14 protein-coding genes are annotated in these 13,732 nt (G+C 61.7%); 7 read left to right on the top strand and 7 right to left on the bottom strand.

What is annotated here, in order from left to right:
* Window positions 1–34: 34 nt before the first annotated feature.
* Window positions 35–490 carry a dUTP diphosphatase gene (gene dut / locus DNK50_RS02575; RefSeq protein ID WP_112192759.1) on the bottom strand — a complete coding sequence of 152 codons (456 nt, stop codon included), beginning with the start codon at window positions 488–490 and terminating at the stop codon, window positions 35–37.
* Window positions 491–495: 5 nt separating this feature from the next.
* Entirely contained in the window at window positions 496–1,704 is a 1,209-nt protein-coding gene (gene coaBC, locus DNK50_RS02570; protein WP_099586016.1) for a bifunctional phosphopantothenoylcysteine decarboxylase/phosphopantothenate--cysteine ligase CoaBC, read from the bottom strand.
* A 143-nt stretch (window positions 1,705–1,847) separates the two neighbouring features.
* Here coaBC and radC point away from each other — a divergent pair, with 143 nt between their 5' ends.
* The gene (radC, locus tag DNK50_RS02565) at window positions 1,848–2,522 is read left to right on the top strand and encodes a DNA repair protein RadC (protein ID WP_112192758.1); all 675 of its coding nucleotides are present in this window, start codon (window positions 1,848–1,850) and stop codon (window positions 2,520–2,522) included.
* Between the two features lie 29 nt (window positions 2,523–2,551).
* On the opposite strand, the gene DNK50_RS02560 is transcribed toward radC, so the two are convergent.
* Window positions 2,552–4,144 carry an ABC transporter substrate-binding protein gene (locus DNK50_RS02560; RefSeq protein ID WP_112192757.1) on the bottom strand — a complete coding sequence of 531 codons (1,593 nt, stop codon included), beginning with the start codon at window positions 4,142–4,144 and terminating at the stop codon, window positions 2,552–2,554.
* Window positions 4,145–4,602: 458 nt separating this feature from the next.
* Between DNK50_RS02560 and rpmB the strand changes: the two genes are divergently transcribed.
* A complete protein-coding gene (gene rpmB / locus DNK50_RS02555; RefSeq protein ID WP_003176907.1) occupies window positions 4,603–4,836 on the top strand; it encodes a 50S ribosomal protein L28 in 234 nt (77 codons plus the stop codon).
* A gap of 11 nt (window positions 4,837–4,847) precedes the next feature.
* Window positions 4,848–5,003: a 50S ribosomal protein L33 gene (gene rpmG, locus DNK50_RS02550; protein ID WP_003176906.1), complete on the top strand. Its 156-nt coding sequence runs from the start codon at window positions 4,848–4,850 to the stop codon at window positions 5,001–5,003.
* 72 nt (window positions 5,004–5,075) lie between these two features.
* On the opposite strand, the gene DNK50_RS02545 is transcribed toward rpmG, so the two are convergent.
* Window positions 5,076–5,438, bottom strand: a complete 363-nt coding sequence (locus tag DNK50_RS02545; RefSeq protein ID WP_112192756.1) for a cupin domain-containing protein — start codon at window positions 5,436–5,438, stop codon at window positions 5,076–5,078.
* Between the two features lie 230 nt (window positions 5,439–5,668).
* Here DNK50_RS02545 and DNK50_RS02540 point away from each other — a divergent pair, with 230 nt between their 5' ends.
* Together DNK50_RS02540 and DNK50_RS02535 are read left to right on the top strand one after the other, a co-directional pair.
* Entirely contained in the window at window positions 5,669–7,162 is a 1,494-nt protein-coding gene (locus DNK50_RS02540; protein WP_112192755.1) for an aldehyde dehydrogenase, read from the top strand.
* Between the two features lie 150 nt (window positions 7,163–7,312).
* Window positions 7,313–8,455, top strand: a complete 1,143-nt coding sequence (locus tag DNK50_RS02535) for an MFS transporter (RefSeq protein WP_112192754.1) — start codon at window positions 7,313–7,315, stop codon at window positions 8,453–8,455.
* Between the two features lie 60 nt (window positions 8,456–8,515).
* On the opposite strand, the gene DNK50_RS02530 is transcribed toward DNK50_RS02535, so the two are convergent.
* On the bottom strand, window positions 8,516–10,081 hold the full coding sequence (locus tag DNK50_RS02530) for a phospholipase D family protein (protein ID WP_099586010.1): 1,566 nt from the start codon (window positions 10,079–10,081) through the stop codon (window positions 8,516–8,518).
* Between the two features lie 62 nt (window positions 10,082–10,143).
* On the bottom strand, window positions 10,144–11,568 hold the full coding sequence (locus DNK50_RS02525) for a PLP-dependent aminotransferase family protein (RefSeq protein ID WP_112192753.1): 1,425 nt from the start codon (window positions 11,566–11,568) through the stop codon (window positions 10,144–10,146).
* A gap of 166 nt (window positions 11,569–11,734) precedes the next feature.
* On the opposite strand from DNK50_RS02525, the gene DNK50_RS02520 reads away from it, so the two are divergent.
* A complete protein-coding gene (locus DNK50_RS02520) occupies window positions 11,735–11,959 on the top strand; it encodes a DUF1127 domain-containing protein (protein WP_099586008.1) in 225 nt (74 codons plus the stop codon).
* On the opposite strand, the gene DNK50_RS02515 is transcribed toward DNK50_RS02520, so the two are convergent.
* Window positions 11,960–13,252, bottom strand: a complete 1,293-nt coding sequence (locus DNK50_RS02515; protein ID WP_112192752.1) for an FAD-binding oxidoreductase — start codon at window positions 13,250–13,252, stop codon at window positions 11,960–11,962.
* Window positions 13,253–13,367: 115 nt separating this feature from the next.
* Here DNK50_RS02515 and DNK50_RS02510 point away from each other — a divergent pair, with 115 nt between their 5' ends.
* On the top strand, window positions 13,368–13,721 hold the full coding sequence (locus DNK50_RS02510) for a YkgJ family cysteine cluster protein (protein ID WP_099586006.1): 354 nt from the start codon (window positions 13,368–13,370) through the stop codon (window positions 13,719–13,721).
* Window positions 13,722–13,732: the final 11 nt, after the last annotated feature.

The raw sequence follows: 13,732 nt of genomic DNA, 5'->3' as shown, positions 1-13,732 counted from the left end.
GTCGGGCAGAAGCACCCGGCCAGGTTCAGCTTAGTCAGAGACTGCCGGAATGCCCGAAGCCGCCTGCGCCGCGTTGGGTTTCGTCGAACTCATGCACCAGTTCGAAGTGCGCCTGCACCACCGGCACAAGAACCAGCTGGGCGATGCGCTCGCCGACCACGATGTTGAAGGCAGTCTGGCCACGGTTCCAGCACGACACCATCAACTCGCCCTGGTAGTCCGAGTCGATCAGGCCGACCAGATTGCCCAGTACGATGCCGTGTTTGTGACCCAGGCCGGAGCGCGGCAAGATCAGCGCCGCCAGGCCAGGGTCGCCCACGTAGATCGACAGGCCGGTCGGAATCAGGACGGTCTGACCCGGCTCAAGCAGGGTGTCCTGCTTGAGCATGGCGCGCAGGTCCAGGCCGGCGGAGCCAGGGGTGGCGTAGGCCGGCAGTGGGAATTCGGTGCCGATGCGTGGGTCGAGGATCTTGGCTTGCAAAGCGTGCATGGAAATTAAACCTGGTTCAGCCGTTGGGCGATAAAAGAGATCAACTGGCGGGCAATCTTGCCCTTGCTGGTCTGGGCGAAAAGGGTGGCGTGCAGGTCGCGGTCAATCACGCTGCAGGCGTTTTCCTCGCTGTTGAAGCCGATGCTCGGGTTGGCGACATCATTGGCAACGATCAGGTCGAGGTTTTTGTCTTTCAATTTGCGTGCGGCGTAGTCCAGCAAGTGCTCGGTCTCGGCCGCGAAGCCGACGCTGAACGGGCGGTCTGGACGGGTGGCGATGGTGGCCAGGATGTCCGGGTTGCGCACCATTTGCAGGAGCAGGCCGTCGCCGCTTGTAGGGTCTTTCTTGAGCTTTTGCGGGGCGACGACTTCCGGGCGGTAGTCCGCAACCGCTGCCGAGGCGATAAACAGGTCGCAGGGAATGGCCGCTTCGCAGGCCGCGAGCATGTCCCGGGCGCTGACTACGTCGATTCGCGTGACGCGATCAGGGGTCGGCAAATGCACCGGTCCTGTGATCAAGGTGACACGTGCGCCTGCCTCGACCGCCGCTTCTGCCAGCGCAAAGCCCATTTTTCCTGAGCTATGGTTGGTGATGTAGCGCACCGGGTCGATGTTTTCCTGGGTCGGGCCAGCGGTGATCAGCACGTGCTTGCCGGTCAGGGCCAGATGCTGGAAGCACTCGGCGGCGCACTGGGCCAGATCGGTGGCTTCGAGCATGCGGCCCATGCCCACGTCGCCGCAGGCCTGGCTGCCGGACGCCGGGCCGAACACCTTGAGGCCACGACTTTGCAGGAGTTGAGTGTTGGCCTGGGTGGCCGGATCGCGCCACATGGCCTGGTTCATGGCCGGGGCGATGGCCACGGTGGCGTCGGTGGCCAGTACCAGCGTGGTAAGCAGGTCGTCGGCAATGCCTTGGGCGAGGCGGGCGATCAGGTCCGCGGTGGCTGGGGCGATCAGCACCAGGTCGGCCCATTTGGCCAGTTCGATGTGGCCCATGGCGGCTTCCGCCGCCGGGTCCAGCAGGTCCAGGTGAACCGGGTGGCCGGACAAGGCCTGCATGGTCAGGGGGGTGATGAACTCACTGCCGCCACGAGTCATGACCACGCGGACTTCGGCGCCTTGGTCCAGGAGCCTGCGAACCAACTCTGCGCTCTTGTAGGCGGCAATGCCGCCGCCGACGCCGAGAACGATGCGTTTCCGATACAGACGCTGCATTGGTTTGCCTTTCCAGTTCAGTGAAGCCAGTTCAGTGACGCCTGCGATCTCCCCTCCCCAGGTGAAATCGCACGCAAAAAAGAGGGCCTACGATAACACAGCGTCTGTCAGGCAGCAGCGGCGCACATGCACAGGGAGGTGGGATGAGTATTCGTGACTGGCCGGCGGCAGAGCGTCCGCGGGAGAAGCTTTTGGCATGGGGCGCGGCAAGTTTGTCAGATGCCGAGTTGTTGGCAATCTTTCTGCGCACAGGTGTAGCCGGTCGGAGTGCGGTGGACTTGGCGCGCCATCTGCTCGCCCAATTTGGTGGCTTACGCCCGCTGCTGGAGGCCAACCAGGCGCTGTTCAACCAGCAACTGGGCTTGGGGCCGGCGAAGTTTGCCCAACTGCAGGCGGTACTGGAAATGTCCCGGCGGCATATGGCCGAACACTTGCGCAGTGAGTCAGTGCTGGAAAGCCCGGAGGTCGTGCGGGGTTACCTCAAGGCGCTGTTGCGCCATGAGCCCCACGAGATCTTTGGCTGCCTGTTTCTCGATTCAAAACATCGGGTATTGGGCTTCGAGGCATTATCCGAGGGCACCATCGACGCTGCGGTGGTGTATCCCCGGCAAGTGGTCAAACGCGCACTGGCCTACAACGCGGCGGCGTTGATCTTGTGTCACAACCATCCTTCGGGAAGCGTGGAGCCGAGTGCTGCTGATCGAAAATTGACCAAAGTCCTGCAGAAAGCGCTGGAGATGGTGGACGTGCGGGTGCTGGATCACATCATCGTGGGGGATGGTGATCCATTGTCGATGGCGGAGTACGGATGGATGTAGCCCCCACCCTTTGCGGTGGGGGCCATGGTTCAGGGCTTGACGCTGACCTTCGAGAAGTCCTGGCGCCCGAATGGGCTCACCTGGTATCCCTCGACATTCTTGCGGGCCAGGGCAAACGCGGTCGGATGCGCCAGCGGCAGCCACAACGCCTGCTGCTGGATCTGCGCCTGGGCCTGTTGATACAGCTTGCTGCGCACCCCTTGCTCGCTGGTGGTCTTGCCGGCACTGATCAGCTTGTCCAGCGCCGGGTCGCAGTAACGCGCGAAGTTGGTCCCGGACTTCACCGCTGCGCAGGAAAACTGCGGGGTCAGGAAGTTATCCGGATCACCGTTGTCGCCGGCCCAGCCCATGAACAACAGGTCATGCTCGCCGGCTTTGGCGCGGCGAATCAGCTCGCCCCATTCGATCACGCGGATCTCGGCCTGGATGCCGACTTTGGCCAGGTCGGCTTGCAACAGTTGCGCGCCGAGGTTCGGGTTGGGGTTCAGCAGGCTGCCGGTGGGGCGTGTCCAAATGGTGGTCTTGAAGCCATCCTTGAGCCCGGCGCGATTGAGCAGGGCCCTGGCCTTGTCGAGGTCCTGTGGATAACCCGGCAAGTCCTTGGCGTAGCTCCATGTATTGGGCGGATAAGGGCCGTTGGCGGCTTCGGCGGTGCCTTCAAATACCGCTTTGAGGTAGCTGGCCTTGTCGAAGGCCAGGTTGATCGCCTGACGCACTTCGGGCTTGTCCAGGGGAGGGTGCTGGCTGTTGATCGCCACGAATGCGGTCATGAATGCGGCGGTTTTTTCTACTTTGAGGGCCGGGTCTTTCTCGGCCTCGCCCACATCCAGCGGCTTGGGCGACAGGGCGATCTGGCATTCATCGCGGTGCAGCTTCTGCAAGCGCACGTTGGCGTCCGGTGTGATCGCGAAGATCAAGTTATCCACAGCCGGTTTGCCGCCAAAGTAGTCCGGGTTGGCTTTGTAGCGAACCACGGCGTCTTTCTGGAAGCGACTGAAAATGAACGGCCCGGTGCCAATCGGTTGGCTGTTGAGCTTCTCGGGCGTACCGGCCTTGAGCAGTTTGTCGGCGTACTCGGCCGGGTAAATCGAGGCGAAGCCCATGCTCAGGGCGGCGAGAAAGGTGGAGTCGGCATGGTCCAGGGTGAAGCGCACGGTCAGTGGGTCGAGCGCATCGATCTTCTTGACCAGTGTCGGTAGTTGCAGCGACTGGGCGTGAGGGAAACCGCTCTGGGCGATCTTGTGCCACGGGTTGGCCGGGTCGAGCATGCGCTCGAAGCTGAAGCGCACGTCTTCGGCGTTCAGGCTGCGGCTGGGGGTGAAGTACTCGGTACGGTGGAACTTCACATTCGGGTGCAGCTTGAAGGTGTAGGTCAGGCCGTCCGGCGACACGTCCCAGCTGTCGGCCAGGCTTGGCACCAGCTTGCCGCTGGCGGCATCGAAGTCCACCAAGCGGTTCATCAATACGTCCGCGGAGGCGTTGGTGGTGGTCAGCGAGTTGTACTGCACCACATCAAACCCTTCGGGGCTGGCCTCGGTGCACACGCTCAGGTTGGTGGCGGCAGAGGCCAGCGGAGCGATAAAAAGAGGGGCAAGCAACAGCGGTAGGGCAGCGAGGCGCATATTCGGTTTCCTTTGCAGATCGAAGGCCCATCTGCGAGTGCAGTCTGGAAAAGTCCTACCGTAGTGCTCTGATTGATAAATGACTAGCCCATTTTTGCCTGTGCTTTTGGCTCAAATGCTGTTTTGATGGCGCCTCAGATAGTTTCGTCGCGCACTTCACGGTGCACGCGGGCGCTGAAAATCATTCTGTGCGACGAGCGGTCGGCTGTTGTAGCGGCCCCTCCTGGCAACGGTTCTGGCGTCAACGGCCGAGATTTACTCCGGTAAAAACACACTCGCTGTTGTTGCGTCAGGGTCTTTCTGGTATAAAGCAGCGCTCTTTTCTAGGGGCCCGGTTCCTTCACTGTAGGTGTAGCCGGTAAGACCCTTAAAGAAACGCGGCGCCTGGCGCCAAATGACTGAGAGATTAAGCGGCCAACCCATGCCGGGTTGGGCATGTGGTTTTAGAGGGCTGAGGCATGTCGAGAGTCTGTCAAGTTACCGGTAAGGGTCCGGTGACTGGGAATAACATTTCCCACGCAAATAACAAAACCCGTCGTCGTTTCCTGCCGAACCTGCAGCATCACCGCTTCTGGGTTGAAGAAGAGAAACGTTTTGTTCGCCTGCGTGTATCTGCTAAAGGCATGCGTATCATCGACAAGCGTGGCATCACTGTCGTGCTGGCCGAAATCCGTGCCGCTGGCAAGATCTAAGGAGCTCTATCATGCGTGAATTGATTCGAATGATCTCTAGCGCCGGTACTGGTCACTTCTACACTACCGACAAGAACAAGCGTACTACCCCGGACAAGCTCGAAAAGAAAATGTTCGACCCGCGCGTTCGCAAGCACGTGATCTACAAAGAAGGCAAAATCAAGTAATTGATTTTCTTCCTTGTGAAAAAAAGCCCGTCTCTCACGAGTCGGGCTTTTTTTTGCGTGGAATTTGGTTGATCAAGCCTTCTGTTCAAACACCACGTAGATCTTGCGGCAGGGTTCCAGTACTTCCCAGGTGCCACTGAAGCCGGCGGGAATCACGAAGCGGTCGCCGGCGCGCAAGGTCTTGGCGTTGCCCTCGGCGTCGCGCAGCACGGACACACCCTGCACGATCTCGCAGTACTCATGCTCGGTGTAGCTGACCTTCCACTGCCCGACCTCACCTTCCCAGACCCCCGCACTCATCTGGCCGCATGGGCTGTTGTAGTGGTTGTAGACCGTCTGCTCGGGATCTCCCTTGAGGATTTTCTCTGCGGCAGGGCGATAGCGTTCGGGGGCGGTGTTGGCTTGGCTGAAGTCGACGATGTCCTGGATGCTCATGTGCGTGTCCCGTCTGGCCTGGGGTTGGAGAGCCCAAAGTCTATGTTTATTAAAATGAACATCGCAAGGGCGTTTACCGGCGTTATGTCAAATATATTGAAACATCCCCAGCCGCTGGTTTAGGGTGGCAGCTGCCTTTGAGCCGAACAGTTGGCTGGCGGGCAAGCATTCTTTGAGGCTGCCGGGGGACATCGCCTGGCCCTTGTATTCAACAAGAGGAGGACACTCGCATGACCACCCTGACCCGTGCCGACTGGGAACAACGCGCCAAGGATCTGAAGATCGAAGGCCGCGCCTACATCAATGGCGAATACACCGCCGCTGTTTCCGGTGACACCTTCGAATGCATCAGCCCGGTCGACGGCCGTCTGCTGGCCACTGTTGCCAGCTGTGACGCCGCCGACGCCCAGCGCGCCGTCGAAAATGCCCGCGCCACCTTCAATTCCGGCGCTTGGTCGCGCCTGGCGCCGGCCAAACGCAAAGCCACCATGATCCGTTTCGCGGCGCTGCTCAAGGCCAATGCCGAAGAGCTGGCGCTGCTGGAAACCCTGGACATGGGCAAGCCGATCAGCGACTCCCTGAACATCGACGTACCCGGCGCGGCGAATGCCCTGAGCTGGAGCGGCGAGGCCATCGACAAGATTTACGACGAAGTCGCTGCCACGCCGCACGATCAACTGGGCCTGGTAACCCGCGAGCCGGTGGGTGTGGTTGGCGCCATCGTGCCGTGGAACTTCCCGCTGATGATGGCCTGCTGGAAACTCGGCCCGGCGTTGTCCACCGGTAACTCGGTGATCCTCAAGCCGTCCGAAAAATCCCCGCTGACCGCCATCCGTATCGCGGCCCTGGCGGTTGAAGCCGGTATTCCGAAAGGCGTGTTCAACGTGCTGCCGGGCTACGGCCACACCGTCGGCAATGCGCTGGCGCTGCACATGGACGTCGACACGCTGGTATTCACCGGCTCGACCAAGATCGCCAAGCAGCTGTTGATCCGCTCCGGCGAGTCGAACATGAAGCGCGTATGGCTGGAAGCCGGCGGCAAAAGCCCGAACATCGTGTTCGCCGACGCCCCGGACCTGCAAGCCGCCGCGAAATCTGCAGCCAGCGCCATTGCCTTCAACCAGGGTGAAGTCTGTACCGCCGGCTCGCGCCTGCTGGTGGAGCGCTCCGTCAAGGATACATTCCTGCCGCTGGTCATCGAGGCGCTCAAGGCCTGGAAGCCCGGCAACCCGCTGGACCCTGCAACCACCGTCGGCGCGTTGGTGGACACCCAGCAGATGAACACCGTGCTGTCGTACATCGAAGCAGGTCACGCCGATGGCGCCAAACTGGTGGCCGGCGGCAAGCGCATCCTGGAAGAAACCGGCGGTACCTACGTCGAGCCAACGATTTTCGACGGCGTGACCAACGCCATGAAGATCGCCCAGGAAGAGATCTTCGGCCCGGTACTTTCGGTGATCACCTTCGACAGCGCCGAAGAGGCGATCAAGATTGCCAACGACACGGTGTATGGCCTGGCTGCCGCCGTGTGGACCGCTGACATCTCCAAAGCGCACCTGACCGCCAAGGCCCTGCGCGCCGGCAGCGTGTGGGTCAATCAATACGACGGCGGCGACATGACTGCGCCGTTTGGTGGCTTCAAGCAATCGGGTAACGGTCGCGACAAGTCGCTGCATGCGTTCGACAAATACACCGAACTGAAGTCGACCTGGATCAAGCTCTAAGCAACACCGCAGGTCGAAGGTGGGAGGAGGTTTGCCTCCGATAGCAGTGTGTCAGGCACTTAACGTGCTCAATGATCCGCCGCCATCGGGGGCAAGTCCCCTCCCACACTGTTTTGTGTGTTCTCAAGAATTATCCACAGGAGCGTGGCAATGCGTTGGGCGACCTATTTCGCCGTCCTGGCCTCGGTACTTAGCGTCGGCTTGGCGCTGGGTGTCAGCATGCCGCTGGTGTCCCTGCGTCTGGAAGGTTGGGGCTACGGCAGCTTCGCCATTGGCGTGATGGCGGCCATGCCGGCGTTCGGCGTATTGCTTGGCGCCAAGGTCTCCAGCCGGCTGGCCGCATGGCTCGGCACTGCCAATCTGATGCGTCTGTGTATGTGGTGCGGTGCGGTGTCCATCGGTTTACTGGCGATCCTGCCCAGCTACCCGATATGGCTGGTGCTGCGCCTGATGATCGGGGTGATCCTGACCATCGTGTTTATCCTCGGTGAAAGCTGGATCAACCAGTTAGTGGTGGAGCAGTGGCGTGGCCGATTGGTGGCGCTGTATGGCTGCAGTTATGCCTTGAGCCAGCTGTCCGGGCCACTGCTGCTGGGCGTGATCGGCACCGACCATGACTATGGCATCTGGGTCGGCGTGGCTTTGTTGGTGATTGCCCCGCTGGCATTGCTGGGACGCTCCGGCGCACCCACCGCCGATTCGTTCAGCGTGACTTTCGTCGAGCTGTGGCGCTTTTGCCGCAGCCTGCCGGCGATTGCCTGGGCGGTGGCGCTGTTCGCCGCGTTCGAAGCGATGATCTTGACGCTGCTGCCGGTGTATTGCCTGCAACAAGGCTTTACCGCCGAGATTGCCTTGGCGATGGTCAGCACGGTGGTGGTCGGCGATGCGCTGCTGCAACTGCCCATCGGTGCGCTGGCCGACTACCTGCCACGGCGCACGTTGTTCCTGAGTTGTGCTGTGTTGTTGCTGGTGTCCAGCCTGGCGATTCCGTTGACGTTGCACACGCTGTTGATCTGGCCGATATGGGTGTTGTTCGGCGCCAGTGCCGGTGGGTTGTTTACCCTGTCGCTGATCCTGATCGGCGAGCGTTATCGCGACGATGCGCTGGTGCGCGCCAATGCCCACATCGCCCAGCTGTGGGGCATCGGTTGCCTGATCGGGCCACTGGTGGCCGGGGCGGGCAGCCAGTGGATCAACGGGCATGCCCTGCCGCTGTTGATGGCGGCGGGGGCGTTGGGGTTGGTCGTGCTATTGCTGCGCCAGGGCGCATTCGGTGCCGCACAGCCAGCCTGAATTGAAATGCGGTCCTCTGTGGGAGGGGCTTGCGGCCTCCCGCAGAGGATTTGCGTTGTGTCAGAGCATGCGTTCCAGGCCGACGCGGGTGGCGAACCACGCATTGAACCGCCGCCACCAACTGCCAGGCTCGCGGGTCAGCGTGTGCAGTTGCCCGTCATCTTCGGTGACCCACACCACGTTGCCGTCCTGCAGTTTCGCCTCGTAACTCAAGGCGGGTGCCATGCCTTGCAACGCCAGGTTGCGCACGTGTTCCGCCAGTTCGGGGCTGTCCACCAAGACGCCGACTTCGGTATTCCACAACACAGAGCGGGGGTCAAAATTGAACGAGCCGATAAACGACTTCGTCCGATCAAAGATCATGGCCTTGCTGTGCAGGCTGGAATCCGAACCTCGGAAGGAGCCCCGGCGAAACAGGTGCGGGCTGCTGCCACCGCCGTCGCCGGGTTGGCGGCGCAGTTCATAGAGTTTGACCCCGTGCTCCAGCAGCGCCTTGCGATAAGGCGCATAGCCGCCGTGCACGGCCGGCACATCGGTGGCTTCAAGGGAGTTGGTCAACAGGCTCACCGATACACCCGCGTCGGCGCGCCCCGTCAGGTACACCAGCCCAGGCTGCCCCGGTACGAAGTACGCCGAGATCATTATCAGCTCATGGTTGACGCCTTCCAGCTCCGGCGCGAGTTGGGTGGTCAGCAGCAGGCGTGGGTCCGGGTCGGCCTTGGCCAGCACTTTGCTCGGCGCGTCCCACAACGCCTGGTTCCAGGCCCAGATCAGCTCGCGGCGCCAGATGTCCATGCGCGGTTGGGTCTGGTAGGTGCGCAGGCGGTTGTACAGCGCGTGATTCTGCTGGCGTGACTCGGCCAACGACGCCTCCAGGCGCACGCGCGCGGCAGCCAGGTCGCCTTTAGAGGGGCTGTTTGAGACAAAATCGTCAATCGGTTTGCTCAGGGCGCTGTTCCAGTACTGATCGAAACTGTGCCCGAGCTGCTCGGCCACCGGCCCTACGCTGAGCATGTCGATATCGGTGAAATTCAGGTTTGGCTCGGCGTCGAAATATTCATCCCCCAGGTTTCGCCCGCCGACGATGGCCACACTGTTGTCCGCCAGCCACAGCTTGTTGTGCATGCGCCGGTGTTGCAGCGACAGGTCGAACAGGCGGCCCATGGCCCGCGTCACACCGGTGCTGCGCCCCAAGTGCAGGGGATTGAACAGGCGAATCTCGATCTTGGGGTGGGCGGCGAGGGTGGCGATGATCTGGTCGAGGCCGTCGCTGGTGGTGTCGTCCAGCAGGATGCGCACACGCACGCCACGGTCGGCGGCCTTGAGCAGTTCATCCACCAGCATGCGCGTGCTGATGCCGTCGTGGACGATGTAGTACTGCAGATCGAGGCTGGTCTGAGCGTTCCGGATCAGCTCGGCGCGGGCCATGAAGGCTTCGCTGCTGTTGGGCAACAGGCGGAAACCGGAGCGGCCCTGGTAAGGCGCGGCCTGGGCCTGGATCGAGCGGCCGAACGACGACTGTGCTGCCGGCAGTGCGTCGCTGGGGATACGCGGTGTGCTCACTGTGGCGCAGCCACCCAGGGTCAGGGCTCCCAACAGGCAAAACGGTAAAAGCCGTCGAATCATCAAGGGAGGCGCTTCCAGTTCAGGGCGGTTGTCGGCATATGACGGCGATTTCTCGCGAAAGGTCAGTCCGCCGACTCGGTCAACATCTTTATCGCCGCGACACCGACCTTGCGCACCGCTTCTTCAATCTGCGTGGTTGGCTTGGCACCGTAGTTCATACGCAGGCAGTTCCGATACTTGCCCGATGCAGAAAAGATGCTTCCCACGGCGACCTGGACACCTTGTTCTATGAGCACCCGGTTGAGTTTCAGAGTATCGAAGCCCTCCGGCAGTTCTATCCACAGCATGAAGCTGCCCTGGGGGCGGCTGGCGCGCGTGCCCGCCGGGAAATAGCGGCTGACCCAATCGAGCATCAAGTCGCGATTGCGCTGGTATTGGGTGCGCATGCGCCGCAAATGCGGCTCGAAATGCCCACCCTTGAGAAATTCGGCAATTGCGATCTGCGGTTGGGTCGCGGTGGAGCCGGTGCTGATGTATTTCATGTGCAGCACCCGTTCCAAGTAGCGCCCCGGTGCCACCCAGCCAATGCGCAGGCCCGGCGCCAGGGTTTTCGAGAAGGAACTGCAGAGCAGCACGCGGCCATCTTCGTCGAAGGATTTGATGGTGCGCGGGCGTGGGTAACTGTAGGCCAATTCGCCATACACATCGTCTTCGATGATCGCCACGTCAAAACGCTGTGCCAGGGTCAACAAAGCGCGTTTGCGTGCCTCCGGCATGATGTAGCCCAACGGGTTGTTGCAGTTGGGGGTCAACTGAATGACTTTGATCGGCCACTGCTCCAGGGCCAACTCCAAGGCTTCGAGGCTGATGCCGGTGATGGGGTCAGTGGGGATTTCCAGGGCTTTCATGCCCAGTCCCTTGAGGGTCTGCATGGCGCCGTGGAAGCTCGGCGAGTCCACCGCGACGATATTGCCGGGGTCACAGATGGCGTGGATGCTGGCGGACAGCGCCTCATGGCAGCCGGTGGTGATCACGATGTCTTCGGCGGTCAACTGGCAGCCGGAATCCAATGACAGCCGGGCGATTTGCTCGCGCAGTTCCATACAGCCGAGGATGTTGTCGTAATACAGCCCCGGCAGATCCTGGCGCCGGCTGACGCGGGCAAGGCTTCGCAGCAGGGGTTTGAGGGTGGGTGACAATACATCCGGCATGCCCCGGCCCATCTGTATGACGTCTTTTCGCGGCACAGCGCGAATCAGTTCCAGCACTTGGTCCCACTGGGATATTTCTACCGGGCGTTGGGCGGGGCGGCCTATTTCCGGCAGGGCCGGCAGCTCGCGGCCAACGGGAACGAAGTATCCGGACTTGGGCTTGGGCATCGCCAGGCCGTTGTCTTCCAGCAGGCGATAAGCCTGTTGCACGGTGCTGAGGCTGACCCCATGTTCGACGCTCAAGGCCCGCACGGACGGCAATCGATCACCGGGGCGATAGAAGCCCTGTTCGATGCGGGTGCCCAGCAATTCGGCGAGATTGACATAAAGGGTCATGACGGTCGCTCCCAGTGGACCAGTACAGATAGAGAGAAAATACAGGATTCACTGGCCCATAGGCAGTGTCTGTATGGATTTAATAAAGGTAGGTTGAATCTGTAATGGTTTTTGCCGTTCGCCCATGCTTGTCACTCAAGGCAACACGCCACTGAGGGGCAACAACATGAACGGCATGAGCGATGTGCGGCTGGCGCTACACAGTCAGGAACTGGAAGCAGGGCAGGAGCGGGCACTGTCTGCGCTCACGGGTAACCGCTGGAGCCTGTTCTGGCACCGTCGCCACACGCGCAAGGCTTTGCTGACCCTGACCTGCGAGCAATTGCAGGATATCGGACTGACTGCCGAGCAGGCGCGCCAGGAAGGCTTGAAGCCTTTCTGGCGCGGTTGATCACACCAGCTCTTTGAGGCGGTGCCAGAGCATCCCCAGCGCCAGCAGCGGCGAGCGCAGGTGCTGGCCGCCGGGGAAGGTGATGTGCGGCACCTTTGCGAACAGATCGAAACGTCCCTGCTGCTGGCCGCTGATGGCTTCGGCCAGCAGCTTGCCCGCCAGGTGTGTGGCGTTGAGGCCATGGCCCGCATAAGCCTGGGCGTAATACACGTTGGGTTGATCCGCCAACCGACCGATCTGCGGCAAGCGGTTGGCGCCGATGCCGATCATGCCGCCCCACTGGTAGTCGATTTTTGCGTCGGCCAACTGCGGGAACACCTTCAGCATTTTCGGCCGCATGTAGGCGCCGATGTCCTGGGGATCACGGCCGGAGTAGTGGCAGGCGCCGCCGAACAACAGGCGACGGTCGGCTGACAAGCGGAAATAGTCCACCGTCACCCGTTGATCGCACACCGCCATGTTCTGCGGCAACAGGTTGGCGGCCTGCGCTTCGCTCAAGGGTTCGGTGGCGATGATATAGCTGCCGGCGGGCAGCACTTTGCCGCTCAGGTGCGGGTTGAGGCCGTTGAGGTAGGCGTTGCAGGCCAGTACCAGGGTCCTGGCACGCACGTGGCCGTGGGCGGTGTGCACCTTGACCTCGGGGCCGTAGTCGATGTGTGTCACTTCGGACTGCTCAAACAACTGCGCGCCCAACTGCTGCGCGGCGGCCGCTTCGCCGAGCGCCAGGTTCAGCGGGTGCAGGTGGCCTGACCCCATGTCGATCATGCCGCCCACATAGCGGTCGGAACCGATGACGCTGCTCATCTCGGTAGCTTGCAGCAGGCGCACTTCATGGCGATAGCCGAGGCTGCGCAGTTCTTCGGCGTCTTCGGCGAGCCCGTGCAGGTCGCGAGGCTTGTTGGCGAGGTCGCAGTAGCCCCAGGTCAGGTCGCAGGGGATCTGGTAGCGCTCGACGCGCTCACGCACGATCTCGACGGCTTCCAGGCCCATCAGCTTAATCTCGCGCACGCCATCGCTGCCGATCACATTGGTGAACTGGTCCAGGCCGTGGCCGACGCCGCGAATCAGTTGCCCGCCATTACGCCCGCTGGCGCCCCAGGCGATCTTGCGCGCCTCCAGCAACACCACGCGCAAACCACGCTCGGCCAGTTCCAGTGCGGTGTTAAGCCCGGAAAAACCCCCGCCGATCACGCACACGTCGGCAGTCACTTCGCCGGTCAACACCGGGTAATCGGGCTGCGGCAGGCTGCTGGCGGCGTAGTAGGAAGCGGTGTGCCGGGCGCTGGCGGTCATGGGGAGCATCCCTGTTTGGAAAATTTGACGCAGGATACAGCGGTCGGACGAAGCTGTCTGTGCGGTGCGTTTTGCGTCAGAATCCACGCCTATTCGCCGTTTGGTACCTGCTTCGATGAGTTGCAACAGTCAGAAAGTCAGCGCATTGCGCCGCCAGATTCCTTCGTTCGAGTGCGTCCCCGGTTGCCACGACTGCTGTGGGCCAGTGACTACATCGCCCGAGGAAATGTCGCGACTGCCGCGTAAGACTGCTGCCGAACAGGACGCGGCAATGGACGAGCTGAACTGTGTGCACCTGGGGCCCAACGGTTGCACGGTGTATGACGAGCGGCCGTTGATCTGCCGCTTGTTTGGCACGACCAAAACCTTGCCATGTCCCAATGGGCGGGGGCCGGTGGAGCTGATTCACCCGAGGGTGGAGAAGCAGATCCACGAGTACATGGCGAGTACCCGGCAGGTGCTGGTGTAGCGGCTTTACTC

Source organism: Pseudomonas sp. LG1E9, from assembly GCF_003290225.1.
In the GTDB taxonomy this organism is placed as follows: Bacteria; Pseudomonadota; Gammaproteobacteria; order Pseudomonadales; family Pseudomonadaceae; genus Aquipseudomonas; species Aquipseudomonas cyclaminis.
The sequence above is the reverse complement of the archived record's forward strand: the minus strand, read 5'-3'. Positions and strand labels throughout refer to the sequence as shown.

Coding starts and splice junctions, on each gene's coding strand:
- DNK50_RS02560 (WP_112192757.1), bottom strand. CDS start 4,144: ATGCGCCTCGCTGCCCTACCGCTGTTGCTTGCCCCTCTTTTTATCGCT.
- DNK50_RS02515 (WP_112192752.1), bottom strand. CDS start 13,252: ATGACCGCCAGCGCCCGGCACACCGCTTCCTACTACGCCGCCAGCAGC.
- DNK50_RS02525 (WP_112192753.1), bottom strand. CDS start 11,568: ATGACCCTTTATGTCAATCTCGCCGAATTGCTGGGCACCCGCATCGAA.
- dut (WP_112192759.1), bottom strand. CDS start 490: ATGCACGCTTTGCAAGCCAAGATCCTCGACCCACGCATCGGCACCGAA.
- DNK50_RS02530 (WP_099586010.1), bottom strand. CDS start 10,081: ATGATTCGACGGCTTTTACCGTTTTGCCTGTTGGGAGCCCTGACCCTG.
- DNK50_RS02535 (WP_112192754.1), top strand. CDS start 7,313: ATGCGTTGGGCGACCTATTTCGCCGTCCTGGCCTCGGTACTTAGCGTC.
- rpmB (WP_003176907.1), top strand. CDS start 4,603: ATGTCGAGAGTCTGTCAAGTTACCGGTAAGGGTCCGGTGACTGGGAAT.
- rpmG (WP_003176906.1), top strand. CDS start 4,848: ATGCGTGAATTGATTCGAATGATCTCTAGCGCCGGTACTGGTCACTTC.
- DNK50_RS02545 (WP_112192756.1), bottom strand. CDS start 5,438: ATGAGCATCCAGGACATCGTCGACTTCAGCCAAGCCAACACCGCCCCC.
- DNK50_RS02520 (WP_099586008.1), top strand. CDS start 11,735: ATGAACGGCATGAGCGATGTGCGGCTGGCGCTACACAGTCAGGAACTG.
- coaBC (WP_099586016.1), bottom strand. CDS start 1,704: ATGCAGCGTCTGTATCGGAAACGCATCGTTCTCGGCGTCGGCGGCGGC.
- radC (WP_112192758.1), top strand. CDS start 1,848: ATGAGTATTCGTGACTGGCCGGCGGCAGAGCGTCCGCGGGAGAAGCTT.
- DNK50_RS02510 (WP_099586006.1), top strand. CDS start 13,368: ATGAGTTGCAACAGTCAGAAAGTCAGCGCATTGCGCCGCCAGATTCCT.
- DNK50_RS02540 (WP_112192755.1), top strand. CDS start 5,669: ATGACCACCCTGACCCGTGCCGACTGGGAACAACGCGCCAAGGATCTG.